We start from the raw sequence: 26,589 nt of genomic DNA on the forward strand, positions 1-26,589 counted from the left end.
CATGATACACTTGGGCTATGCCCACAGTGTTTTTTCTGAGGTTGTTCCCTCAAAACTGAATAGTTAACATGAAACCCTTGGTTTGAAACCCATTTTACGTCATTACCGTTTTATTATTGGTTAAGTCCTCGACCGATTAGTACTAGTCCGCTCCATACATCGCTGCACTTCCACTTCTAGCCTATCTACCTGATCGTCTCTCAGGGGTCTTACTCATTTAAAATGATGGGAAATCTCATCTTGAGGGGGGCTTCACGCTTAGATGCTTTCAGCGTTTATCCCGTCCACACATAGCTACCCAGCAATGCCCTTGGCAGAACAACTGGTACACCAGCGGTGTGTCCATCCCGGTCCTCTCGTACTAAGGACAGCTCCTCTCAAATTTCCAACGCCCGCGACGGATAGGGACCGAACTGTCTCACGACGTTCTGAACCCAGCTCGCGTGCCGCTTTAATGGGCGAACAGCCCAACCCTTGGGACCGACTACAGCCCCAGGATGCGACGAGCCGACATCGAGGTGCCAAACCTCCCCGTCGATGTGAACTCTTGGGGGAGATAAGCCTGTTATCCCCAGGGTAGCTTTTATCCGTTGAGCGATGGCCCTTCCATGCGGAACCACCGGATCACTAAGCCCGACTTTCGTCCCTGCTCGACTTGTAGGTCTCGCAGTCAAGCTCCCTTCTGCCTTTGCACTCTACGAATGATTTCCAACCATTCTGAGGGAACCTTTGGGCGCCTCCGTTACATTTTAGGAGGCGACCGCCCCAGTCAAACTGCCCGACTGACACTGTCTCCCCACCCGATAAGGGTGGCGGGTTAGAGTGGTCCTGCTACAAGGGTAGTATCCCAATGACGCCTCCATCGAGACTAGCGTCCCGACTTCAATGGCTCCTACCTATCCTGTACATGTAGCAGAAACAATCAATATCAACCTGCAGTAAAGCTCCATGGGGTCTTTCCGTCCTGTCGCGGGTAACCAGCATCTTCACTGGTACTATAATTTCACCGAGTCTCTCGTTGAGACAGTGCCCAAATCGTTACGCCTTTCGTGCGGGTCAGAACTTACCTGACAAGGAATTTCGCTACCTTAGGACCGTTATAGTTACGGCCGCCGTTTACTGGGGCTTCAATTCAAAGCTTCGCCGAAGCTAACCTCTCCTCTTAACCTTCCAGCACCGGGCAGGCGTCAGCCCCTATACGTCATCTTTCGATTTTGCAGAGACCTGTGTTTTTGATAAACAGTCGCTTGGGCCTATTCACTGCGGCTGACCTTGCGGTCAGCACCCCTTCTCCCGAAGTTACGGGGTCATTTTGCCGAGTTCCTTAACGAGAGTTCGCTCGCTCACCTTAGGATGCTCTCCTCGACTACCTGTGTCGGTTTGCGGTACGGGCAGTTGGTTTCTAACTAGAAGCTTTTCTTGGCAGTGTGACATCAGGAACTTCGGTACTTAAATTTCCCTCCCCATCACAACTTGTCCGTATAGTAGAAAGCATTTGACTCTCTACAAGACTTGTTGCTTGGACGTGCTCTTCCAATCGCACGCATTTCCTTAGCCTCCTGCGTCCCTCCATCGTTCAAACAAAAACAACTGGTACAGGAATATCAACCTGTTGTCCATCGCCTACGCCTATCGGCCTCGGCTTAGGTCCCGACTAACCCTGGGAGGACGAGCCTTCCCCAGGAAACCTTAGTCATACGGTGGACGGGATTCTCACCCGTCTTTCGCTACTCATACCGGCATTCTCACTTCTAAGCGCTCCACCAGTCCTCACGGTCTAGCTTCAATGCCCTTAGAACGCTCTCCTACCACTCAACCTAATGGTTGAATCCACAGCTTCGGTGATCTGTTTAGCCCCGGTAAATTTTCGGCGCAGGGTCACTCGACTAGTGAGCTATTACGCACTCTTTGAATGATGGCTGCTTCTAAGCCAACATCCTAGTTGTCTGTGCAACCCCACATCCTTTTCCACTTAACAGATACTTTGGGACCTTAGCTGGTGGGCTGGGTTGTTTCCCTTTCGACTACGGATCTTATCACTCGCAGTCTGACTCCCGGACTTGAATCCATGGCATTCGGAGTTTATCTGAATTCGGTAACCCGAGAAGGGCCCCTAGTCCAAACAGTGCTCTACCTCCACGATTCGTTTATCCGAGGCTAGCCCTAAAGCTATTTCGGAGAGAACCAGCTATCTCCAGGTTCGATTGGAATTTCTCCGCTACCCACACCTCATCCCCGCACTTTTCAACGTGCGTGGGTTCGGTCCTCCAGTGCGTATTACCGCACCTTCAACCTGGACATGGGTAGGTCACCTGGTTTCGGGTCTACGACCACATACTCATTCGCCCTATTCAGACTCGCTTTCGCTGCGGCTCCGTCTTTTCAACTTAACCTCGCATGGGATCGTAACTCGCCGGTCCATTCTACAAAAGGTACGCCATCACCCATTAACGGGCTCTGACTACTTGTAAGCACACGGTTTCAGGTACTATTTCACTCCCCTTCCGGGGTGCTTTTCACCTTTCCCTCACGGTACTGGTTCACTATCGGTCACTAAGGAGTATTTAGCCTTGGGAGATGGTCCTCCCGGATTCCGACGGAATTTCTCGTGTTCCGCCGTACTCAGGATACTGGTAGAGCTGCGTTAGATTTCGCATACGGGGCTTTTACCCTGTTTCGCGTGGCTTTCCAGCCAGCTTCTGCTATCCATTGCAGTCTCACGTCCCAGTCCTACAACCCCAAAGAGCAAGCTCTTTGGTTTGGGCTTTTCCCGTTTCGCTCGCCGCTACTCAGGGAATCGAATTTTCTTTCTCTTCCTGCAGGTAATGAGATGTTTCAGTTCCCTGCGTGTACCTCAAACACGCTATGTATTCACGTGTTTGTAATATCCTATCAAAGATATTGGGTTTCCCCATTCGGAAATCTCCGGATCATAGCTTACTTACAGCTCCCCGGAGCATATCGGAGTTAGTCCCGTCCTTCATCGGCTCCTAGTGCCTAGGCATCCACCGTGCGCCCTTATTCACTTAACCTATGGTCAAGTTTCAGCCATTGCTGGCCTTTACTATCAAACTGTTTTCGTTAAAAAACTGTTCAACGTGTAACGCGGTAAAATGTTTTGGTTTCTTACTTTATATTTCATGTTATACTATTCAGTTTTCAAGGAACAATGCGTTTGAGAGTTAACCTCTCAAAACTGAACAAGAATGTGAACATCGGCAGGTTCCATATAATTTCCTTAGAAAGGAGGTGATCCAGCCGCACCTTCCGATACGGCTACCTTGTTACGACTTCACCCCAATCATCTATCCCACCTTAGGCGGCTGGCTCCCATAAGGGTTACCCCACCGACTTCGGGTGTTACAAACTCTCGTGGTGTGACGGGCGGTGTGTACAAGACCCGGGAACGTATTCACCGCGGCGTGCTGATCCGCGATTACTAGCGATTCCGGCTTCATGCAGGCGAGTTGCAGCCTGCAATCCGAACTGAGAATGGCTTTAAGAGATTCGCTTGCCCTCGCGGGTTTGCTGCTCGTTGTACCATCCATTGTAGCACGTGTGTAGCCCAGGTCATAAGGGGCATGATGATTTGACGTCATCCCCACCTTCCTCCGGTTTGTCACCGGCAGTCTTATTAGAGTGCCCAACTGAATGCTGGCAACTAACAATAGGGGTTGCGCTCGTTGCGGGACTTAACCCAACATCTCACGACACGAGCTGACGACAACCATGCACCACCTGTCACCTTGTCCCCGAAGGGAACGTCCTATCTCTAGGAGTGTCAAGGGATGTCAAGACCTGGTAAGGTTCTTCGCGTTGCTTCGAATTAAACCACATGCTCCACCGCTTGTGCGGGTCCCCGTCAATTCCTTTGAGTTTCAGCCTTGCGGCCGTACTCCCCAGGCGGAGTGCTTAATGCGTTAACTGCAGCACTGAAGGGTGGAAACCCTCCAACACTTAGCACTCATCGTTTACGGCGTGGACTACCAGGGTATCTAATCCTGTTTGCTCCCCACGCTTTCGAGCCTCAGCGTCAATTACAGACCAGAGAGTCGCCTTCGCCACTGGTGTTCCTCCATATATCTACGCATTTCACCGCTACACATGGAATTCCACTCTCCTCTTCTGCATTCAAGTTCCCCAGTTTCCAATGACCTTCCACGGTTGAGCCGTGGGCTTTCACATCAGACTTAAGGAACCGCCTGCGCTCGCTTTACGCCCAATAAATCCGGACAACGCTTGCCACCTACGTATTACCGCGGCTGCTGGCACGTAGTTAGCCGTGGCTTTCTGGTTGGGTACCGTCAAGGTAAGAGCAGTTACTCTCCTACTTGTTCTTCTCCAACAACAGAGTTTTACGATCCGAAAACCTTCTTCACTCACGCGGCGTTGCTCCGTCAGACTTTCGTCCATTGCGGAAGATTCCCTACTGCTGCCTCCCGTAGGAGTTTGGGCCGTGTCTCAGTCCCAATGTGGCCGATCACCCTCTCAGGTCGGCTACGCATCATCGTCTTGGTAGGCCGTTACCCTACCAACTAACTAATGCGCCGCGGGTCCATCTCCAAGTGACAGCACAAAGGCCGTCTTTCCTTCGGCTTCCATGTGGAAGCTGAAACTATGCGGTATTAGCACCCGTTTCCGGATGTTATCCCCCTCTTGAAGGTAGGTTACCCACGTGTTACTCACCCGTTCGCCACTAACGTCATAAGGAGCAAGCTCCTTAATCAATTCGTACGACTTGCATGTATTAGGCACGCCGCCAGCGTTCGTCCTGAGCCAGGATCAAACTCTCATGTTAAGTGTGGGCTCTTGTACAGAAACCCGACATGAAAAGCTGAATAGCTCTTTTTTGCTGACTTAATGTTTTTGCGATTATTATCGCGATTCGTTGTGTCATTCTTATTAATAAGAATGACCCTGCACGTTTGGTTCGTTCATTCTTTGTTCAGTTTTCAAAGGTCAAATCCGTTATCACGTGTTACGTTGAGTTCGTGTCGTGACAACTTCTATATATTAACACGGTGTTAATTATGTGTCAACAGTTTTTAAAAACTTTTTTTAAAAGTTTTTTAAGCTGCTTTTTGAGAAGCAACTTTTATATCCTATCATCTTGAGAAACCTTTGTCAAAACATTTTTAAAAGTAGACAGGTCTTTCAGACAACTTCTAAATGATAGCATCTGCCTATACAAGTGTCAACAGATTTTTTTAAAAGATCTTAAAAGATGACATAAATAATCATAGCACAGAGCTGGTAACGCTGTCAAACAATACAGTTCAAGAAAAAGGAAGAGCTACAATTGTAGCCCTTCCCCCTTCATCTTAGTAAACAAAGTTCCTTAAACTAAGTACCAACACTACATCCGTTGGTAAATTTTCATTTAACTTCGGTTTGATGTTCCACTTTTAGGGGATCCGATTTTTAATTATCCTTTTTCGGCTTTCCCGTTTATAAAGGAACAATGCCACTAAATGAAGTTGTATAATGCGAAAGTCTTTTACCATCAAACGGGCATCTCGCCTCTCATTTGATTAGACTTTCTTTGATATAGAACTTACAGTGTTCTATACCATACATGAATCGTAAGGTTCCAAGAAACATCTTCAGTAAAAACAAACTTCTAATCTCTTTTTCTGAAATTGTTCTTTCATTTAAACGTTCTTCTTGTCCTGCTACTGACTTTTTCTAGATTTTCATCTCTATACTTAAATCTCTTACATTACATAGAAAGAAGACGTTTCTATTAATAGAACCTTTACGACTCTACGTAAAGAAAGATTTGTATACACTTCTCTCATCTTTACTGCTTTTGTTTCTTACGAAATGTAATTTGTATCCCTCTCTACACTTGTATATTAACATGAAAACGTTTTCTTGTAAAGCGAAATGTCTATTTTTTATGGATTTATATAAAAAATCGAAGACTTGCTAGTCTCCGATCTTTCTCTATTTATTATTAACTGCTTGTAAAATAGCTTCTAAGTTTAAATCCGCAGTATGTTCCACAAATAGATCTGCTGCCTTCATTGATTCAGCGTTACCTACTCCTACAGAGAACATGCCGGCTGCATTAACTGCAGCAATTCCTGCTTCAGCATCTTCTACACCAATGCATTCCTCAGCTTTCAAACCTAATAGTTCAGCACCTTTGATAAAGATTTCTGGATCTGGTTTCCCTTTTGCCAACGATGCAGGATCAACAATCGTACCAAATTCTTCTTTTAGACCCAGACTCTCCAAAATGGCAGGTCCATTTTTACTTGCGCTTGCTAGAGCTAGCTTCAACTGTTTACTTTTACAGTCCTCTATGAATGTCGAAATTCCCGGCAAAATATCTGAAGGTGTAATTTGCTTAATCAACTCTTTATATTGCTCATTTTTTTCGTGGGCAAGAGCTTCTTTTTCTTCCTGTGAATAGTGATTTTGCTTGTTACCTAATTCTAGAATGCGTTCTAAAGAATCCATTCGACTAATTCCTTTTAAATTTTCATTGAATGCTCTATCAAAAGGAATTCCAATTTTTTCACCAAGTTCTTTCCAAGCTAAATAGTGAAATTCTGCGGTATCTGTAATAACACCGTCTAAATCAAAAACAACACCTTTAATCATCTGACATTCCTCCTAGTTATCTGTTTAAAAATCAGCTTGGGAAAAATCCCAAGCTGATTTTTATTTTAATGGTTGTTTAATTGAATCACTTAAAGTAACCACATCGTCCCATAAGAGAACATCTATTGACTCGCCCTCTTCTAAAGATAGACTTAAGCCATCTTTTGCGACATGAACATCCAACAAGCGATCACGGAAGTTAATCTTAAAGTCATAGCTATCCCATTGTTTTGGTAAGAATGGTTTGAATGATAGACGACCATCTACAATACGCATGCCAGCAAAGCCTTGAACAATTGCTAACCATGCACCACTCATTGATGTAATATGTAGACCGTCTTCTGTATCATTGTTATAGTTATCTAAATCTAAACGCGCTGTACGAGAATATAACTCAACTGCTTTATCTTCCATACCTAATTCAGCAGCTAATACTGCGTGAATACTTGGAGACAATGACGATTCGTGAACAGTTAGCGGTTCATAGAAATCAAAGTTAGCTTGTTTTTCTTCTTGTGTGTAGCGATCATTTAAGAAATATATACTTTGAAGCACATCGGCTTGTTTAATGTATGGCGAACGTAAAATTTTATCCCATGACCAGTTTTGATTTAGCGGGCGATTCTCTGGATCTAATTCTGCTACCGGTGTCAAATCTTTATCTAAGAAAGTATCATGTTGAACAAAAATACCTAGCTCATCATCATATGGGTAGTACATTTTTTCAATAATATCTTGCCACTGTTGACGTTCTTCATCAGAAACGGCCAATTCTGCCGCTTTTTCATGAGATAGTTTTGCTAAAGTATCTAGTGTATATTCTAGCGTCCAAGTAGCCATGCGGTTTGTGTGATAGTTATTATTAATATTATTCTCGTATTCGTTAGGGCCGGTTACGCCATGAATCATATAGCGGTCATTGCGTTTAGAGTAATGCACACGATCTGCCCAGAAACGTGAAATCGCAACAAGGACATCCACACCTTCATTTAAAACGTATGACTCATCACCCGTATAATTCGTATAATTGTAAATCGCATGAACCATTGCACCATTACGGTGAATTTCTTCAAATGTAATTTCCCATTCGTTGTGACATTCCACACCTGTAAAGGTAACCATTGGATAAAGAGCGCCCTTCAATCCTTGCATTTGAGCATTGTGAACAGCCCCATCTAGTTGGTTGTGACGATAAACGAGCAAATTGCGAGAAATTTCTGGGTCTGCAACGGATAGATACATCGGTAAAATAAATGCCTCTGTATCCCAATAGGTTGCACCACCATATTTTTCACCAGTAAATCCTTTTGGTCCAACGTTTAGTCGGCTATCTTCACCATAATAAGTAGAGAATAAGCCATATAGGTTAAAACGTAACCCTTGCTGTGCTTCATCATCACCTTGAATTTTCACGTCTGCCTTATTCCAACGCGTTGCCCAAGCTTCTGTATTTTCAACTAAGAGCTGGTCAAAGCCCTTATGAGCTGCAGCTTCTACTAATTGACGAGCCTGTACACCTTGCTCAGAGTCCGCAACATCTCGACTCGTTACAATCGCTACATATTTATTCAATGTTACTGTGTCACCCGCTGCAACTTTTCCACTAAATTCTTCTGCGACCAGCAAAGACTCCGAAGAACTAGCAGTATAATTAACAGCCGTTACTTGGTTAACCATTGCGCCAGTCACTGTAAAACGATCGATACCAAAATTATTTGGAACTGTTTTAGCTGTTAAGTAAGCTGGTTTTTCAACACTCGTTTCTACAGCTTCCCAGAACATTTCTTCATAGTTGGCATCTTCATTTTGTACATTATTATCTAAAGCAGAAGTCAGTTTAATTTCTGGATTTCCTTTTAAAACGTCAGCAGAAATTTGAATAGCAGCAATCTCTTTGTCCACAATACTCAAAAAACGTTTGAAGTTAAAACGGATTTCAATCTCTTCAGATGCACTTTTCCATGTGTAATGGCGATTTAAAACACCTGTTTTCATATCAGATTCGAGATAGAAGTCACTAAAGTTATCGGTCGCTAAATCTACGGGATGTCCATCGACTTCAATACCTACCTTAATAAAGTTCATAGCATTAATCACTTTACCAAAGTATTCTGGGTAACCGATTTTCCACCAGCCGACACGCGTTTTATCTGGGTACCAGACACCTGCTAAATAGGTGCCTTCATGGGTATCTGCAGAATAGCCTTCCTCAAAGTTTCCTCTCTGCCCCATGTATCCATTTCCGATTGATGTTAAACTCTCTTGCAATCGTTTGTCCTCTTTATGTAAGGTTGTTGTTTTTAACTTCCAAGGATCAATATCAAATAATCGTTTCATCGAAATTTCTACTCCTTCCAAGTTATATTCCTCTCGAAGCGAGGATAAGGTTCTTCCTATGATGCATGATCTGTTTGATGACTTGCTTTTTTCTTTCGTTTTGCTATATAGTCCTCTGAAAACTGTGTACGGAAGTAAATCAGTACTAATATCAGCACTAAACCAAACGTTTGTACACTCATAATCATTGAAATATCTGGCATTACTATTCCTAATAGGAAAGCAAGTAAAACGGGAATCCCCATCGCATTCAAAATTAAATTAACACTTTCTTTGTATGTATCGATTTCTATCATCGCACTGCGTCCAGCCAAGCGGATAAAGAAGGCTGATCCAAATACTAATAAAAAATTCATCAAGAGGATCATCCCTGTTATCATGAATGAATAAGTCGCTACAATAAACACTCTGTTGTATTGGAACCACTGGCGGTTTACTTCAGCTTGCAAATCATCCACAGTCTGCCAACCACCCAGTTGGACATCAGCTGTATAGGGAATCTCGCTAACTGGTAAGTCCCCTTCTTTTAGATAGAATCGGTCTTCTGCAAACACGAGAGCGTTTGTCATCTCTAAAGCCTCTTCAATTTCCTGTTCGTCTACGCCACCTAATACGATTCCCGCTTCTTTTTCAAGGATAAAAGGCTCTGTAAAAGTGACCTGCCCTTTTTCGGAAGTGGTTTGATTCAGACTATCAACGACGTCTTCATCAATTAAGTCGTAAATAGCTGGAAAGGTGGACTTTAATTGAATCGCTTCAGTTTGAGTAACGTTCATAACAATAGGAATCATCATGATCCCGTTTAAAAATAGTATTACAAATAGTAGCTTTGGCCAGCTGAGTTGTTTTCGTCCAATAAAATTCTTCACAGGCGTTAAGACACTATTAAAGTAGTTTATAGGAAAGGTTTTGTTTTGCATGTTCATCCATCCTTTTTTAAATCAATTCATTTTATTCTAGTTGAAGCATGCAATTCAAGCAACACGGCAGCCAGTGATTAACCTTTTGTTCCCCCTGCTGTTAAACCAGAAACAAAGTTCTTTTGTAAGAAGAAGAACAGTGTTGCGATTGGAACAGCAATTAAGATTGCCCCCGCAGCAAACAGTGCTACACGTTGGTCTCTTTGGTTATTAATAAATGTTTGTAAGCCGTTAGCAACCGTATAGTTTGCCGGTGTACGGAGTAAGAATCTCGCAAGTAGGTATTCTCCGAACGGTGACATAAATGCCCACAATGCTTGAACAGCAATCATCGGTCTCACTAAAGGTAAAATAATTTGCCAGAATGTACGGAAGTGTCCCGCCCCATCTAGGCGAGCTGATTCATCCAATTCAATTGGAACTGTATCAAAGTAACCTTTCATCAGCCAAGTATTCATTGGAATACCACCACCGATATAAACAAAAATCAAGAACCAGTGTTGATCTAATCCGCCAATTAACAAGGCCATAACATAGAAGGCAGTTAAAGCAGCAGTTGTCGGTACCATTTGAACAATCAAGAAAAACTTCAATGATTGTTTACGTCCAATGAAACGATAGCGACTGTAAGCAAAGCCAGCTAATGTAATAGCTGTTACTTGAATAACCATTGTAGTAATAGCAACTTTTAAGGTATTCATATACCACTGTGGGTACAATGTTTCTTGGAATAAGCGTTTAAAGTTATTCAATGTCCATGGACCTGACAACTTCAAATCGAATGCCATAATGTTTCCCGCACGGAATGCCGAAGTTGCTGTAATCAACAGTGGGTAAATAATAATGATGCTTAAAATAATAAGATAAGCATAGGTAAATACTTTGTTGAGACGACGACTTGTCTTTTGTGTTCTAATTTTCTTTGGTTTAGTCTGTGTCATTTCCATCAATCCTCCATTTCAAATGCACGTGTGCGGCTGAAGATAAGCATTGAGATTGTAATAACAACAGCTGAAATAATCAATGTTACCGCAGATGCAATATTAAACTGTGGTGACTGGCCAGTTGTTAACTTGTAAATCCAAGAAATCAAAATGTCAGTTGAGCCTGCACCTGAGCCGACACTACCAGGTCCCCCCTCGTTAAAGAGGTAGATCATGGAGAAGTTATTAAAGTTACCGGTATACTGTGTCACAAAAATAGGTGCTGCCACAGCAAAAATTTGCGGTAGCGTGATGTAACGGAATTTTTGAACGGACGTGGCACCATCAATAACGGATGCTTCATACCAGTCAGATGGAATAGATTGTAAAATACCCGATACTAATACATAAATATAAGGGAATCCTAACCAACCTTGAATCGCAATAATGGCAATTTTCGTCCAAAATGGATTTGTTTTCCAAGCAATAGCCGGAATATCGACAAATGGTAGGTTATTGATAAACGGAATAACTTGAGAGTTGATTGCCCCCACACTATCATTAAACATATTAGAAAAGGACATAATAGTAATAAAGGCAGGAACTGCCCAAGGTAACAATAAAATTACCCCAAAAATTCGTTTTCCTTTAATAAAGGGTTGGTTTAATACAACCGCGGTTAAGATACCAAGAACCAGCTGTAATGTTGTAGCCGATACGGTCCAAATAACTGTCCAAGAAAAGACATCAAAGAAGGTATCGCGGTAGGTACTCAATGAGAAAATACTTGCAAAGGTTTCGAACCCTACCCAATCCACGAGATTAGCTGGTGGAATATGGTAGAAATCATAGTTAGTAAAGGAAATAAAAATGGTTACTAACACAGGAAAGAGAATAGCAAACAACATGACTAAATAAGCTGGTATTGTAAGCATATACGCGAACCCATTGTTATAGGCATTTAGCAAATTACTTTTCGCTGTGTAATTAACAGACTTAGGATCTAGCGCACGCATTTTCGCAACGCGACGTGCATCATAAATATTAATGGCGTAAATTAAAATAAATACCACCATAATGAGAATTTGCATGGAACCTTCAATTAGCATAAACAGGGAGTGATCTTCCCTTGGGACTGTTCCAAGAGTAACTAACCCTTCAAGAGCCCCTCCTCCAAATACAACCATTTCAATAATAAAAACAATTAAAATAGCAAAAAAGACTAGAGCTTTAAATACTTGCTTATTGTAAAGCTGTCCGAGTCCTGGAATAAGTGAAAGAAGCGTCGCTTTTTTTATATTTTTTTCTTGCTCCTCAGTATAAACAACCGTTTTTTTCTTGCTTTCTTTATCAGCCACTTTAATTCCCCCTCCTCTAAAAATAAAAGTTGTTTTTCAATAAAATTGGCAGAGACAGAATGTCCGTCTCTGCCGATAATGTTGCGTTACTTAGTTTAGCCGCAGATTATCTTAATATTTTTGTTCAATATTTTGTTTAATAATCTCTACAGTATCATTTGCTGATTCTTCAGCTGTCTTATTATTTGATCCCGCGTCAAACATCATTGTTTCTGCACCAGTCCAAACTTCTGCCATTTCTGGAATATTTGGCATTGGAACAGCAGTATTGTATTGTTCGATAACGGCTACAGCTAGTTCATTATCACCTGCATCACTAATTTGTTTGCGTGCTGCTTGGTTAGCAGGAATTTCATTTGTGTAATCTGTGAACAATGCCATCATATTTTCTTCATTTGTTACATAGTTCAACCACTCTTGTGCTAATTCGCCTACTTCTGAGTAAGAAGAGATAACCCAAGCCTTACCACCCGCGAATGGTGCGTATGCTTCACCATTTGGTAATGATGGAACTGGTGCAACACCATAGTTCACGCCACCATCACGGTAGCTAGCAGCTCCCCATGGCCCGTTGGTAATCGCAGCAGTTTTCCCACTAATAAATTGATCATCAATGAAGTTACCTGACGTTGTTTTATCTAACATCCCTTGTGGCCAAATTTCTTGGAACCATTTTTGAGCGTATTCAATCGCTTCAATGGCTTCTGGTGTATTCAAGCCGACATCAGTAACGTTTGTTCCTTCTTCACCAAACACATAACCACCAAACCCTGCTAGTAAACCATATGAGTTATAGAAGTCTACCCAGTTTGCTAAAAAGGCCGTTGATTTACCTGCTTCAGATGCAAATGCAAAGCGCTCATCTTCTGTTAGTGCTTCCAATTCTGCAAACGTCGTAGGAGCAGTGTCAATTAAATCCTTGTTGTAGTACATTACTAATGCTTCAATAACGAATGGTGAACCAAAGTAAGTAGCATCAGCAGTAACTTGAAGTTCATCCGTTGAATCATAACGGCCATCGTCTGGCAATTCAACTTCTAATAAGTGACCTTGTAATCCCAAACCACCTACACGGTCGTAGGGTGCAATCATAACGTCTGGACCTAATCCTGCAGGGCCATCCAATGGCAATGCTTCTAAGTTATCAAACATATCGATCTCTGCTAACTCAATTGTGACACCATACTCTTCTTCAAAAGCTGGAATAATTGATTCAACAAATGATGTATAGTCATCCCCCACTGTTACTTTCAATGTTTGTCCAGAAAAATCTCCTGCTGCATCACTTGTCTCTGTTGTGTCAGCTGTATCTCCTCCAGCTGGTGCTTCGCTTTCAGTAGAATCTCCGCTTCCACCACAAGCAGCTAATAAGAATGCTGCTGACGCTGTAATCAAACCTAATTTTGTTTTTTTCCAATCCGAAACCATTGGACATCCTCCTTTAAATATATGTACTAGTTTTTTATTACAACTCTATTATGTAATTGTTACACCTTTATTGCAAGCGTTTACTCATTGTTATCGGTAACAGAATCATAACAATGAGTTTTTTCTCATTAAACTTGGCTCAACTGAGCCTCGTGAAAATAAGCAAAGATAATTGGCTTTCCACTCGTCAACAAAACGCCATCACGAACAACATACTCTTCATCATGAAGTAGATTTTTATAACTACCATCTGGTACATCCACTTGAATAACATGAGTCCCACCGTCAAGGTTAAAAATACCTACTATAGTTTTTTCGTTATGGATATAGGAACCAAGCACCACTTCCACACCTTCAGCAGCCCTTAAAGAATAAGCACCTTCCCGAACTGCAGCATCCTGTTTGAAACGATAAAGTTTTTGGATCAATTGTGTTAAATCAACATTAGCTTCATTCCATTTCACCACGTCTTTATTAAATAAGTCGGGCAAATGGTCAAACCCTTTTTCTTGTCCTGCAAACAATAAGGCAGTTCCTTTTTGGAAGTAGGAGAAAGCCGTCCAGTTTGCAAGGGCATCAGTGTCTTTAATATAACTCCTAATACGAGGTTGGTCATGATTTTCCAAGAACCTCAACTTCACATAATTTTCAGGATAGATACCATCTTGGAACATCAAAATATCCAAGTAATGCTTCAGCGTAATCTCCTTCCACATATATTGTTCAAAGAAATGATGAACATCATAGTCGTAAGTCATATCAAATGCACGGTAAACTTCGCTATCAGAAAGTCCAACGTTTTTACGATCACGATGTTGTCTTAAAAATGACGTATGCACAGATTCGGCTAGCCAAATGGTATCAGGATTAACTGTAGAGACGGCTTCTCTGGCTTCTTCCCAAAATGCAATTGGAACAAGACTAGCGACATCACATCGAAAGCCATCTACTTTTTCCGCCCACATTTTTAGCGTGTCGATTAAATAGTCCCATAATCCGCGGTGGCTATAATCAAGATCGACAATGTCGTACCATTCTCCTACTTTATTTCCCATCTTGCCGTTAGGTCGGCGGTAGAACCATTCTGGATGCTCATGGACTAAAACAGAATCCGGTGATGTATGGTTATAAACCACATCAATCATCACTTTCATATCATGTTTGTGCACTTCAGAGACAAACTGTTCGAAAGTTTCCATCGTTCCATATTCAGGGTTAATACTGCGATAATCCTGGATAGCATAAGGGCTCCCAGCTACCCCTTTACGCATCACTTCTCCAATAGGATGAATTGGCATCAGCCAAATGATATCGACACCCAGCCCCTTGATTCTTGACAAGTCTGGAATAATTGATTCAAATGTTCCCTCTTGTGTATGATTGCGTACATAAATGGAGTAAATCACTTGATTGCGTAAACGTGTATCAGTTTGAATAGCCATCTAACCTTCCTTTCTTTTATTCATGAGTATCTTCAAAGTCTGTTAATAAAACGACTGCGCCGTAAGGACTTAGCTTGGCATGGTTTTTGATAATACGAACACCTTCATTTTCTAGAATCACCCGACGGTAGTCATTCTCTCCTTCCTCAGAAAGAGGATAGAGTTGTGGTTGATCAGTGACATTACAAATAACGGTCGCTAACTTATTATGGTACTCGCGCTCGTAAACATAGAGCTCAGGACTTGTTTCAATCAATCGATAGTCCCCATAGATAAAGAGCTCGGTCCGTTTTAAATCAAGAACTTTTTTATAATGAACAAGAATACTAGTAGGGTTGGAAGTTTGTGATTTCACTGTATAGGACGGTTCAATATTCACACCACTCCACGGTTTTACTTCTGAAAATCCAGCAAACTCACTATCATTCCACTGCATAGCACCTCTTCCAGCGTCTTTTGACGTTTCCCTCATATTATGGAGCACCCACTCGCGGGTGTAGCCGTATTCAAGTGCTTTTTTATAAAAATCATCGGCTTCTGGTGAATTGAAATCTTCAATCTTATCGATATAAAGATTTTTCATGCCAATTTCTTCTCCGTTATAAATAACAGGTATGCCCTTTTGAAGGTACATCAAAGTGGCTAGCATTTTAGCACTGTTATCTCGGTAAATATGATCATCGCCAACACGAGAAACAACACGGGCCATATCATGGTTGTTCCAGTAAAGAGTTGGGCCGCCAATGTCAGACATTTCCTCTTGCCATTCGTTCATCGTTTCTTTGAAACGGTCGAAGAGTAGCGGTGCACGCTGCATGTTGCCATTTAGGCGCCAGTCCTTACTTTCTTCGTCGACGGGGAAGTAGCGGAAGGTAATCACTGAATTACAACCGCCTTCATTTGGATCGCTGTAGGTTCTCGCTAAGTGAACATCAGCTGATGCGGCCTCGCCAACAATAAAAATATCAGGGAATCGTTCACGTAAACGCGATGTAAACATCTTCATGTAAGTATTTACTTTGGGCAAATTAGCATAGTACTGTTCAGCAATTGCAATCTCCCCTTTTGGTAAATCAAGATCTGGGAATCCATCTTCCTTTTGAATATGGATAAAGGCGTCCACCCGGAAGCCATCAATTCCTTTATCTAACCAGAAGAAACAAATATCTTCTAGCGCACGATGAACATCTGGATTTTCCCAATTTAAATCTGGCATTTCCTTGGCGAATAAATGGAAGTAATACTGGTCGTCACTCGGCTCTTTTTCCCAAACAGAGCCTCGGAAAAATCCTTCCCAATTATTAGGTGGTTCTTGGCCATTGTTCTTACCATCGTGCCAAATGTAGTAGTCACGGTAAGGATTGTCCCTACCTTTAATGGCTTCTTGGAACCAAGGATGTTGGTCAGACGTATGGTTGAGAATGAGGTCAAAAATGACTTTAATCCCTCTAATATGGGCTTCATGAATTAATTGCTCCACATCGGCCATTGTGCCAAATTGTGGATCGATTGCCATATAATTCGAAACGTCGTAACCGTTATCAACTTTAGGTGAAGCAAAAATGGGATTCAGCCAAATCATATTGACGCCTAGGCTTTGAATATAATCTAATCGTTTAATAATGCCTGGAATATCGCCAACGCCGTCTGCGTTGCTGTCTTGAAAGCTCATGGGATAAATTTGATATAGAATCGTTTCGTGCCACCATGGTTGGTGCTCCATTACAATATCCTCCTTTTTATGTTTTTCTTAGCTATAGCTTACCTTGAAATCGGTTAACTTACAAAGACGTTTTAGCTGTTACCGATATCAATTTTAGGCGTAAAAAGTTATAATAAAACTATTGAGGCTGGAAGGAGTGGCAGAATGGATAAAAAAATAGGTTTTATTGGAACAGGTAATATGGCAACCGCCATTATAAAAGGCTTAATTAAGACAGGATTTGCGACAGCAGATCAGATCATTTCGTCTCGGAGAAACCAAGACTTACTCAATCAGTTAAAGAATGACACGGCAATTCAGGTAACGACAGATAATAAGAAAGTCGCTGCCCAGGCAGATGTTTTATTTTTAGCAGTGAAACCACACGTTTATGAGAATGTTATCGCAGAAGTGAAAGATTTAATAAAGGATGACGTCATTGTGGTCAATATTGCAGCTGGAAAGAGTATTGCCTTTATTGAAGAACAATTTGGAAAAAAAGTGAAAGTAGCACGAGCTATGCCGAATACCCCTGCCCTCGTTGGTGAGGGAATGGTCGGATTGTGCTTTAACGATCAACTTACTGCTGATGAAGAGCAGTTAATGGCATCATTATTTGCTAGTGTAGGGAAAGTTGAAATCATTGATGAGGGGTTGTTAGATGCGGTTGTCGGTGCTAGCGGTTCATCGCCAGCTCTCTTGTACATGGTCATTGAAGCGATGGCGGATGCTGTGGTTAGAGCGGGAATGCCGCGCCAGCAAGCTTATACCTTTGCTGCCCAAGCAATGGTTGGAACAGGTAAAATGATTTTAGAAACAGGCACTCATCCTGGTTTGTTGAAAGACCAAGTTTGTTCTCCTGGTGGTTCTACTATTGAAGGCGTTATTCGAGCTGAAGAAACTGGCTTAAGAGCAGCTGTCATGGCAAGTGTGGATGCGACTATTCAAAAATCAATTGAGATGAATAAGTAGAAAGAGTGCGACAAAAGGCGTTTAACCCCGATAGATTTTAGAGGCTGGGGATTTTCCCAGCCTTTTTTTGTCGAGATGTAAGATACAGACTAAAAATATCAGCTGTATCTTACATTCAACGGTCTAAATGTGCGATACAGACTGTGCGAAGCGGCCTGTATCGCACATTTCAAGCTACAAGTGTGCGATACAGCTCATTTTTTGAAGCTGTATCGCACACTTAAGTAAATAAAAAGGCGCTGGGAAAAATTCAGCCCCTAAATAAAATAAAAATCGCAATGAAACAATCAAAATTTTGATTGTTTCACTGCGATTTAGTTATTTGTTAATAACTCTCGTACTATTACGAATGACCAGTTGTGGTGAAAAGGCAATATTTTCAATTTCTTTATCAGGATAGTTGATTTTTTCTAACAAGACAGCCGCACAACTTTCTCCCATTTTATAGACGTCTTGCTTAATAGTCGTTAATTTCGGTTCTGATATCTGGTCTAAAAATACCCCATCAAAGCCAATCACACCATAATCCTCCGGCGCACGCATTCCTGCCTGCCTAATCCCAGTCGTCACACCAATAGCTAAACGGTCAGAACTGCAGACAAAACACGTATCTTTTGGATAATGAGTAAGGTTTTCGCGAATAAAATTGCGTGATAGCGTGGAATGATTACCAAAACGAATAATTTCTGTTTGCAAGCCAGCCGACTCCATAGCTTGCAAATAACCTTGTTCACGCGACCGTTCAAATCGTGCATCCACATCAATTCCAATAAACACAATCTTGGAATAACCATTGGCAATTGCGTAGGAGGTAGCCTTGCGGGTTCCTTCTCTATTATCGGAATCGACATAATTGAAGCCGTAGTCATTCTCTCCAAATAGTACGACCGGTTTGTCAATCTCTGCTATCCAAGCATAATCTTCTTCTCTCATCCCCATTATAATGAAGCCATCGCATTCAGTACGATCGTTGCTGTATGGTGTTACTAATTGCAGTGCGTAATGGTTATTATTCAACTCATTTGCAATACCAATTAACAAATTCATATAGTAGGGCTCGGTAGTATCCAATTCCTCTAAAATCATTACTTTGACAACAAGTGTCCGATTCTGCGCTAAAGCTTTAGCCACTTTATTTGGCCGATAGTCCAGCTCCGTCATCGCCGCATAAACAAGCTCACGTAATTCTTCTGTTACTTGTTCAGGGTGATTGATCACACGTGAAACTGTCATTTTCGACACATTAGCGACTTTAGCCACATCTGATAAAGTTGGCATGCGATTCTCCTCCCTCATCTAGTTCAATGAAGAATAACTTTAATTTGAACTAACATCTTCTATTATAGCTTAGAAAAAAGCTATTTCCTATAGTGGAAACAGCCTAATTTTCGAACTTTTGTTCACTTTTGAGACAATCTGGACAGCTACCATAAACTTCCATTTTATGATGAGAAACTTCAAAACCAATCAAGCTATGTGCTACCTCATCAATGTCATCTAGAACAGGATAATACAAATCAACAACGACACCGCACTTTTCACAAATAGCATGATAATGCTGCGTGTTGGTAAAATCGAATCGGCTGGACGTGTCACGATGGGATAACTCCTTAACGAAACCAATCTTACTAAATAAGTGTAAGTTATTATAAACCGTTGCCTGACTCATATTTGGAAAATCAGCATGCAAAGCGCGATAAATTTCTTCAGCTGTTGGATGGGTATCCGATTCAGCCATATAATGGAGAATCGCTTCTCTTTGCGGTGTGATTCTTATTTTTTCATTACGTAACTTATTAAGGGAATCTCTAACAATAGCGTGCACTCTCTTCTCCCTTCCTTCTGTTGCTTATTGACGAAAACATTCTTTATAAATTGATTATAGCAAAAATACTTTCAATTGGAAATACGCTCCAAGATTGTCTTTATGATCGATGTCGCTTAAAATAGGAGTAAATGACTGATTGGTCTTTCTATTCTCTTTGTTTAGATATATAATATCTGACGTACTTAAATAAAGTGAAAGATTACAATTTAATCTAAATATATATTCCGGAGCTGAAAAAAATGAAACTTGGAGCCCGATCGTTCAAAACAGGACTCGCTGTCGCACTATCCTTATTACTTGCACAATTTTTATTTCCTGAAAGTGGTGTTATTGCAGGTATCTCTGCCGTATCGTCTACGCAACCTACTGTTGCCAGGTCTTATACCTTTATGAAAGAAAGATTATTAGCCAATACCATCGGTGGTGTGCTAGCAGGTCTCATTGCCTGGTCTATCGGTTCCAACCGTCTCATTATTGGCCTTTCCGTGGTCTTACTGATTTCACTTCTTAACTACCTTAACCTAGGCAAGGTGATTTCACTATCCGTTGTAACCATGATCATTATCATGATGTCGACAAGCGACAATCTCTTTTATACAGCGGCTATTCGCGTAGCAGAAACCTTTATTGGTGTTGTGGTAGCCTTTTTGGTCAATTCATTTATTCATCCACCAAAATATGACGATCGCCTCTTTCACACAGTGGACTATGCGACCAGTGAATTTTTAGTTTGGCTACGCGCAGGCCTTCGTAAAAACACAGAATTTTCTATTATGAATAAAGATCTGAAATGGGCTCGCCAACAATTAAGGCTGATGGATAAATATTTCCAACTCGTGCAAGAAAGTCATATGACTTTTAGAAAAAAAAGAATGTTAGAGCTCAAACAGTTAGTTATCTACCGACGCATGCTAGCGTGCTCTCGTTCAGCTTATCATGTTTTAAAAGTCCTACATGATCACGAAAATGTCTTCTTTAGTTTCTCACCAGATATGAGGATTATGATTCGAGAACGGCTTGAAACCTTGATGAGCGGCCACGAACAAATTATGTTGAAATTTAGCGGGCGTGTGCCAGCTGAACAAGTTAACTTCTTTGAAGCTAATAAAGAAGAACGCCAACTATTGGTGAAACGCTTCTTCGATCATACCCGCAAAGAAGGCGAGCTCAGCGACTTTACTAACCAAAAAGGTTACGGTCCCATCCATTTAATGAGTGCCATACTCGCTTATGAGGATGACCTCATCCATTTCAATAAGTTAGTGACTAATTACCGCTCACATGTAACTGACCATGGCTTTTCACCATTGGATAACGTTTAAATAAACCGAGACTTCGCCTCTCGGTTTATTTTTTTGGCTCAATTAGGAGATACAACACTATTTTTTCGGCTGTATCGTACATTTGTTAGGCGAAATGTACGATACAGGAATCTTTCTTGGTGTTGTATCTTACATTTAGGTGCTTGAATGTAAGATACAGCCTTTATTTTCTAGCTGTATCGTACATTTGCGTGGGCACAAAAAAAGTTGGGGAGCCCCAACTTTTTGTTTTATCTAATAACCCACTTCTCAAAGGCGTGAGCAACGCCGTCCTCTTCGTTTGAAAGAGTGACTTGATTTGCGATAGTGAGCAGGCGCTTAGTACCGTTCGCCATCACGACACCTAGGCCGGCAGCGTGAATCATTTCGTAGTCATTTTCGCCATCTCCAATTGCCATCACTTCATCCATAGTAAATCCCAGGTGGTTGGCTAGTTTTTCAAGAGCGGTTCCTTTATGAGTACCCTTCACCATGATTTCGATTAAGAAATCTTGGCTTCTAACAATGTAGAAACGGTCACGGAATTCTGATGGAATGGCTGCTTCAATAACATCTAGATCTTCTTTCGCCCCTACATATAATAACTTCAGTAATTGCGATTGCTCATTCAAGTCATCAATTGTAACCAAGTCAAGCTTCATATTAACAGTATCACTCTCGTCACTCATACGCTTTGAAATTGAGGCAGTTTGTGGATCCTCTACTAATAAAAGAAAATCTTCTTCGTTTAAGATACAAATATCGGCTGGAAAGTTTTTCCCAAATTCATATAATTCATGAAGATCAGCTAGCTGCAAAGCCACTTCTTCTAAAACTTCATGACTGTCTGTCCGTGTTATACAGGCTCCGTTATGTGAAATCACATAGTCTTCTTCGTTTTGAAGTCCCAGTTCTTCTAAATAAGGACGAATTCCTTCCATCGGTCTACCTGTACACAAAACAATTTTTACTCCTTGGTCGATGGCAGTTTGAATGGCTTGATGAACCTTTGGCGTGACAACTTTCTCCTCATTCACCAACGTGCCGTCGATATCAATCGCTACTAATTTGATCATGGCTGCACTCCTTTTCTCTTTCATTCATTGTACCAAAAAACCAGCCCTTTTCACTAAAGGACTGGTCGATTTAATTATTTTTTCAACCGTAGAATAGTTGTAGATAAACCGTCCACGACGATAATTGAACTATTTTTTAACTGTTCTGGATGATCTAAGTTAACAATTTGATTGTTTACCAACACTTCGTAATCCCCTAGCTCCATGTCAAAACTAATCGCATTTCCATTAGCATTAAATAAAACGTAGTAAGCATGATCCTCATCTTCCAGCTGCCAAACCACTTGATAATAGTCCGCCTTTAAAACCGACATATGACGGATGATTTGATCAGCTGTCTGCAGGCGAAAGAGTGGTTCAGACCGGCGCAAGGCAATAAGACCCTTCATATAATCCACCGCAAATTGGTTCTTATCTTTCAACTCCCAATCAAAGAAATTAATTTTATCTGGCGATTTGTATGAATTTTCTACACCATGTTTTGTACGGAAAAATTCTTGTCCAGCATGAATAAACGGAATTCCTTGAGCTAAAAAGGCCATACTTTGCGCGAGCAGATGACGTTTCGCTCGAGTCGATTCATCATCGCCAGGCATATTCAGCTTTAGTTTATCATATAGGGTAAAGTTATCGTGAGCTTCGATATATTGAACAACCTGGTCTGGTTCTTGATAAGTCGCCACATCTTGAGGGTAGTAGGCCCCACCCTGTTGGTTAATTGCCACCCACTGCTCCATAAAACTCTTACCTGTCACAATCCCTGTATCATGACCACCATCCATATCTCGCCCTTTAATAGCAGTGCGAAGGGCATCGTTAAAGTGCGCAATACGTAGCATTTGATGGGCATTTTTAGCATTTGCTTTTTGATCTGCAGGCAAGTTGGTATTCAAATCCCAGCCTTCCCCAATCATGATAATTGATGGATCAATCTCATCAAGAGCTGCCCGTATTTCCACCATTGTTTGCACATCATGAATCCCCATCAAGTCAAAACGGAAACCATCAATATGGTATTCTTCTACCCAATAACGCACACTATCAACGATATAACGGCGCATCATCAGGCGTTCAGATGCCGTATCGTTCCCAACACCTGTTCCATTCGACGGTGACCCATCCGGATTTTGTCTAAAATAATAGCCTGGCGCCACATTGTCAAAGGGATGCCCAATCGGCTCATAAACATGATTGTAGACGACATCCATGATAACGCGAATCCCCGCATCATGTAGCCCTTGGACCATTTGTTTCATTTCACGAATTCGTGTTTTAGGATCGGATGGGTCGGTGGCATAAGATCCCTCCGGCACATTGTAGTTCTGCGGGTCGTAGCCCCAATTATAGCTGGCGAATTGGTATTTTTCATCAACGGTTTGAAAGTCGTACATCGGCAGAAGCTGTAAATGAGTAATGCCCAGTTCTTTCAAATAGTCAAAGCCCGCTGTTTTTCCATTTGTCGTTTTCAGACCTTCTTCAATAACACCGAGGAATTTCGCCCGATTTGTCGCCTTAATCTGTTCAGAAAACGTAAAATCGCGAATATGGGCTTCATAAATAATAGCATCAGTTGGTGCACTGAAGGCGGTCATGCGATTTGTCCAGTTTTCAGGATTAGTAGAAGCTAAGTTAACAACGACCGAGCGCTCACCGTTAAGGGTTACAGCCGTTGCGTAAGGATCCACCGTTTCAATAAAGCTGCCATCTGGATAGTGAACCGCGTACATATAAGCTGTGTTATCTAAGTCATCGGTTACCTCAATCTCAAAGGTCCCATTGGCCACTTCCTGCATCGGCAAATGGCGCTTGCGATTACTATACAAACCGTCATATAAAACCAAATCAACACTAACAGCGACCGGTGACCACAGACGAAATAAAGACGCTTGCGGTGAATATTGCACACCTAACACACCATCGTATGCAAACAAGTCGTCAAAGGCTGGCCCGATTTTTAGGCTGTCAGTCTCTGGCGAATAGATGTCTGTAATGGGCATAGCATAAGAAGCTCCTGCATGGTCTCTATAGTGTCTCACTTTTTTATTCATGTTGTAATCCTTTCTAAACGGCAAAAACTAATTTAATGGTTTCTATCAGTATTTTATAATTATAATGATTTCTATCTTGGTATTATACAGCAACTTTTAGTGCTTTTTAAGCTTTTTTACCTAAATTTAGCAAATCGTTACTTTTGAACGTTTGCTTATTTTATAACACTTGTTCATTGTTTCTATTTCGAAACATTAGGTTTATGAACGATTGAAAAGGTTCGAAAGAATGCAAAAAAACAGAGAACGTTATTAAAAAACGTTCTCTGTTTGAGCTTAAAGACGGATATTTGATTTTTTGGTATTTATGAGAGTTTTTTCATTATTCAGCACTATCTTCAACCTCAGAGAACGCTGGAACTTCAGGCTCAGTTGGTTCTTCTGGCTCAGTTGGCTCCTCGGATGCTGGCGGTTCCTCGGATGCTGGCGGCTCTTCAGATGCTGGCGGCTCCTCAGATGCTGGCGGCTCTTCAGATGCTGGCGGAGTCGGTGTTGGTGTCGGTGTTGGTTGAGTCGGTACTACTGGCGTCGTTGGTGTTTCTGAAGATGCTGGCGGAGTCCAAGTTGGCTCTTCTTCCACAGGTTCTTCCCATCCCCAGTCAGTCTCTTCCTCTGACCATTCTTCTACATATTCTTCCTCAACAACTTCTTCAACACTCTCTTCCTCAGAAGACTCTTCTTCTTCTAAAACTTCGTCAAAAACGATATCTACTTCAGCTGGCTCGCCATCTAAATGGTAGGCAGTCGTCGAATTCACTTTTAACTCTTTTAAATTTTTAAAGAAGAAATCTTTTACTAATGTTTGACCTTCTTCAGTCAAACTACCATCTTCTGTGTATAAACTTTCAATTGTCGCATTATTGGTTGTCAGACTTTCCATCACTTGGTCGTGTAAGTTATAAACAGGCAAGCCATTTTCTTCGCTGATAGCGATCATCTCATTAATTTCAGGTTGGTGGTAGGATTCCACACCATTTTCACCTTCATAAGATTCAACTGGTGGAGGAGTAACGAGAACGACTAGCGTTTCAGGCAAACTCTCCTTAATCGCATCATAAGCTGTGAAAACCTCTGTGATGTTACTTTCGTAAACTGCTTCGCCTTCCCAAGTCCAATCAACGATCTCATTAACTGGCAATGGTGAAAAATAGAAAATAACATCTGGCTGACTTGCAACTAATTCGTCCGTTTTACTTTCTAATCCTTCATCTAAATCAAGGCTGCTCACAAAATTCATTTTCATTTCGCTGAACAAACGCTCGTTAGATAAGGCATTCATATTATCAACAATCCATGCCGCATCCGTTTCTACTTCACCGAAAAAGGTAATCGCTGTGTCGCCTTTACCGTATTTCACATATTGTAAGAAATCTGCGACCGTACTTTCTTCCCTATTTTCATCAAAAGCTGCAAGGAACGATGCACGTCTTTCTTCTTCTTTTTTCTTTTTACGTTCTTCAAATGAATCTGCTTGGCTGATTTCTTGATAGTCTTGGCTGTTTGCTATTTCTTGTCTTTGGTTGCGACTATAAATAAATCCAAAAACAATCACGCCGACTGTTAAGATTCCCATAGCCACTACAAGAAAAATTTCCTTTTTCTTCAATTATATTCGCTCCTGTAATAATAGTTAGTTTTTAATACCCTTCATATAATAATATAAAAACATCACAATTGCACGATAATAACTAAATATTTTTTTATCGTCTTTATTATTGTGCATTTTGTGAAAGGTCAAAGGTTTACTTGACGATGAACTCCTCCATTAGCAGTCTTAGTGAGTAGAAACTGATTTTACTATTTCTATTCACTCCACCAACACCTAATCATAAGAAAAGCGGACAAGTCCGCCTTGGCCTATGAAAAAATAGGAAATTTGACCCTGAATGAGCAGCGAAGCGCGCAATGGGGCAAATTTATCTTTTTTTCACTAGGTCAGGACTTGGGAGCTAGACATTGATGGCTGAACTTATAATCCCCTAGTCTACAAAAAAACAGCCTCGTCAGAGGCTGTCCATCTACTTCATCACTTGTTATTTTTCTGGTGCGACAGCTGACAATATCTTTCATACCAAAGTTCAACATACTCTTTTGAGAATGGACCTTTTTCCTCGTTGATCCAATCAACTAAGATTTTGACATTCTCTTTTAGGATATGGTCAATTTCATTTGGATAACTCATACGCTTGCGGTGCAATTCGTACTCATCCACATCCAACAATCGTTTTTCACCATCTGGGAATACTTTGATGTCCAAGTCATAATCGATATATTTCAACGCTTCTTCGTCAATCGCATAAGGAGATGCCAAGTTACAGTAATAAGAAACACCCTTTTGACGAATCATCGTTACCACGTTAAACCAGTAATGCTTATGGTAGTACAATAGCGCCGGTTCACGCGTTACCCAGCGACGGCCATCTGCCTCCGTCACTAAAGTATGGTCATTACAACCAATAATCGATTGATCACTTGTTTTCAACACCATCGTATCACGCCAGGTGCGATGTAGGCTGCCGTCATGCTTATAACTTTTAATAGTGATGAATTCTCCTTCTTTTGGATGATGCATCACGGTGCCCAACTTTCTATATCTTTTATGGATTAAAAGGCGAATCCTTTTAATCTAACAGTTTTACACTCAC

The 26,589-nt window shown here is 41.4% G+C and carries 16 protein-coding genes and 2 rRNA genes; 2 read left to right on the top strand and 16 right to left on the bottom strand.

Annotated features, from left to right (window positions below):
* Positions 1-116 precede the first annotated feature (116 nt).
* The 10 genes from BW721_RS05570 to BW721_RS05615 all read right to left on the bottom strand — a co-directional run bounded on the left by BW721_RS05570 (position 117) and on the right by BW721_RS05615 (position 16,740).
* A 23S ribosomal RNA gene (locus tag BW721_RS05570) occupies positions 117-3,032 on the bottom strand.
* Positions 3,033-3,242: 210 nt separating this feature from the next.
* Positions 3,243-4,798, bottom strand: a 16S ribosomal RNA gene (locus tag BW721_RS05575).
* Together the 16S and 23S rRNA genes form the textbook arrangement of a ribosomal RNA operon.
* Positions 4,799-5,946: 1,148 nt before the next feature.
* Positions 5,947-6,609 (bottom strand): beta-phosphoglucomutase, encoded by a 663-nt coding sequence (pgmB, locus tag BW721_RS05580; RefSeq protein WP_076766910.1) that lies wholly within the window; start codon positions 6,607-6,609, stop codon positions 5,947-5,949.
* Between the two features lie 60 nt (positions 6,610-6,669).
* Positions 6,670-8,946 (bottom strand): glycoside hydrolase family 65 protein, encoded by a 2,277-nt coding sequence (locus tag BW721_RS05585; RefSeq protein ID WP_076766912.1) that lies wholly within the window; start codon positions 8,944-8,946, stop codon positions 6,670-6,672.
* Positions 8,947-9,002: 56 nt separating this feature from the next.
* Positions 9,003-9,866 carry a DUF1189 family protein gene (locus tag BW721_RS05590; RefSeq protein ID WP_076766914.1) on the bottom strand — a complete coding sequence of 288 codons (864 nt, stop codon included), beginning with the start codon at positions 9,864-9,866 and terminating at the stop codon, positions 9,003-9,005.
* Positions 9,867-9,943: 77 nt separating this feature from the next.
* Positions 9,944-10,807 (bottom strand): sugar ABC transporter permease, encoded by an 864-nt coding sequence (locus BW721_RS05595; protein ID WP_076768654.1) that lies wholly within the window; start codon positions 10,805-10,807, stop codon positions 9,944-9,946.
* Between the two features lie 5 nt (positions 10,808-10,812).
* On the bottom strand, positions 10,813-12,147 hold the full coding sequence (locus BW721_RS05600) for a sugar ABC transporter permease (RefSeq protein WP_076766916.1): 1,335 nt from the start codon (positions 12,145-12,147) through the stop codon (positions 10,813-10,815).
* 111 nt (positions 12,148-12,258) lie between these two features.
* Positions 12,259-13,575 carry an extracellular solute-binding protein gene (locus BW721_RS05605; protein ID WP_076766918.1) on the bottom strand — a complete coding sequence of 439 codons (1,317 nt, stop codon included), beginning with the start codon at positions 13,573-13,575 and terminating at the stop codon, positions 12,259-12,261.
* Between the two features lie 128 nt (positions 13,576-13,703).
* Entirely contained in the window at positions 13,704-15,017 is a 1,314-nt protein-coding gene (locus tag BW721_RS05610; RefSeq protein ID WP_076766920.1) for an alpha-amylase family glycosyl hydrolase, read from the bottom strand.
* 16 nt (positions 15,018-15,033) lie between these two features.
* Positions 15,034-16,740 (bottom strand): glycoside hydrolase family 13 protein, encoded by a 1,707-nt coding sequence (locus BW721_RS05615; RefSeq protein ID WP_076766922.1) that lies wholly within the window; start codon positions 16,738-16,740, stop codon positions 15,034-15,036.
* A 144-nt stretch (positions 16,741-16,884) separates the two neighbouring features.
* Between BW721_RS05615 and proC the strand changes: the two genes are divergently transcribed.
* Entirely contained in the window at positions 16,885-17,691 is an 807-nt protein-coding gene (gene proC / locus BW721_RS05620) for a pyrroline-5-carboxylate reductase (protein ID WP_076766924.1), read from the top strand.
* Between the two features lie 318 nt (positions 17,692-18,009).
* Here proC and BW721_RS05625 read toward each other — a convergent pair whose 3' ends face one another.
* Both BW721_RS05625 and BW721_RS05630 read right to left on the bottom strand, forming a co-directional pair.
* A complete protein-coding gene (locus tag BW721_RS05625; RefSeq protein WP_076766926.1) occupies positions 18,010-18,969 on the bottom strand; it encodes a LacI family DNA-binding transcriptional regulator in 960 nt (319 codons plus the stop codon).
* 103 nt (positions 18,970-19,072) lie between these two features.
* On the bottom strand, positions 19,073-19,516 hold the full coding sequence (locus BW721_RS05630; RefSeq protein ID WP_076766928.1) for a Fur family transcriptional regulator: 444 nt from the start codon (positions 19,514-19,516) through the stop codon (positions 19,073-19,075).
* A gap of 242 nt (positions 19,517-19,758) precedes the next feature.
* Here BW721_RS05630 and BW721_RS05635 point away from each other — a divergent pair, with 242 nt between their 5' ends.
* Positions 19,759-20,841 (top strand): FUSC family protein, encoded by a 1,083-nt coding sequence (locus tag BW721_RS05635; RefSeq protein WP_076766931.1) that lies wholly within the window; start codon positions 19,759-19,761, stop codon positions 20,839-20,841.
* Positions 20,842-21,071: 230 nt separating this feature from the next.
* On the opposite strand, the gene BW721_RS05640 is transcribed toward BW721_RS05635, so the two are convergent.
* From BW721_RS05640 to ntdP, 4 genes are all read right to left on the bottom strand, one after another.
* On the bottom strand, positions 21,072-21,896 hold the full coding sequence (locus tag BW721_RS05640) for a Cof-type HAD-IIB family hydrolase (RefSeq protein ID WP_076766933.1): 825 nt from the start codon (positions 21,894-21,896) through the stop codon (positions 21,072-21,074).
* Between the two features lie 74 nt (positions 21,897-21,970).
* Positions 21,971-23,944 (bottom strand): type I pullulanase, encoded by a 1,974-nt coding sequence (pulA, locus tag BW721_RS05645; RefSeq protein WP_083686791.1) that lies wholly within the window; start codon positions 23,942-23,944, stop codon positions 21,971-21,973.
* A gap of 322 nt (positions 23,945-24,266) precedes the next feature.
* Complete coding sequence (locus BW721_RS05650; RefSeq protein ID WP_076766937.1) at positions 24,267-25,550, bottom strand: SGNH/GDSL hydrolase family protein; 1,284 nt, start codon at positions 25,548-25,550, stop codon at positions 24,267-24,269.
* Positions 25,551-25,970: 420 nt separating this feature from the next.
* The gene (ntdP, locus tag BW721_RS05655; protein ID WP_076766939.1) at positions 25,971-26,516 is read right to left on the bottom strand and encodes a nucleoside tri-diphosphate phosphatase; all 546 of its coding nucleotides are present in this window, start codon (positions 26,514-26,516) and stop codon (positions 25,971-25,973) included.
* Between the last annotated feature and the right edge of the window lie 73 nt (positions 26,517-26,589).

The organism is Jeotgalibaca sp. PTS2502 (assembly GCF_001975685.1).
Classification (GTDB): Bacteria; Bacillota; Bacilli; order Lactobacillales; family Aerococcaceae; genus Jeotgalibaca; species Jeotgalibaca arthritidis.

What these genes read in the sequence shown, in the direction of transcription:
- pgmB (WP_076766910.1), bottom strand. Translation starts at nt 6,609, where the DNA reads ATGATTAAAGGTGTTGTTTTTGATTTAGACGGTGTTATTACAGATACC.
- BW721_RS05585 (WP_076766912.1), bottom strand. Translation starts at nt 8,946, where the DNA reads ATGAAACGATTATTTGATATTGATCCTTGGAAGTTAAAAACAACAACC.
- BW721_RS05590 (WP_076766914.1), bottom strand. Translation starts at nt 9,866, where the DNA reads ATGCAAAACAAAACCTTTCCTATAAACTACTTTAATAGTGTCTTAACG.
- BW721_RS05595 (WP_076768654.1), bottom strand. Translation starts at nt 10,807, where the DNA reads ATGACACAGACTAAACCAAAGAAAATTAGAACACAAAAGACAAGTCGT.
- BW721_RS05605 (WP_076766918.1), bottom strand. Translation starts at nt 13,575, where the DNA reads ATGGTTTCGGATTGGAAAAAAACAAAATTAGGTTTGATTACAGCGTCA.
- BW721_RS05610 (WP_076766920.1), bottom strand. Translation starts at nt 15,017, where the DNA reads ATGGCTATTCAAACTGATACACGTTTACGCAATCAAGTGATTTACTCC.
- BW721_RS05615 (WP_076766922.1), bottom strand. Translation starts at nt 16,740, where the DNA reads ATGGAGCACCAACCATGGTGGCACGAAACGATTCTATATCAAATTTAT.
- proC (WP_076766924.1), top strand. Translation starts at nt 16,885, where the DNA reads ATGGATAAAAAAATAGGTTTTATTGGAACAGGTAATATGGCAACCGCC.
- BW721_RS05625 (WP_076766926.1), bottom strand. Translation starts at nt 18,969, where the DNA reads ATGCCAACTTTATCAGATGTGGCTAAAGTCGCTAATGTGTCGAAAATG.
- BW721_RS05635 (WP_076766931.1), top strand. Translation starts at nt 19,759, where the DNA reads ATGAAACTTGGAGCCCGATCGTTCAAAACAGGACTCGCTGTCGCACTA.
- BW721_RS05640 (WP_076766933.1), bottom strand. Translation starts at nt 21,896, where the DNA reads ATGATCAAATTAGTAGCGATTGATATCGACGGCACGTTGGTGAATGAG.
- pulA (WP_083686791.1), bottom strand. Translation starts at nt 23,944, where the DNA reads ATGAATAAAAAAGTGAGACACTATAGAGACCATGCAGGAGCTTCTTAT.
- ntdP (WP_076766939.1), bottom strand. Translation starts at nt 26,516, where the DNA reads ATGCATCATCCAAAAGAAGGAGAATTCATCACTATTAAAAGTTATAAG.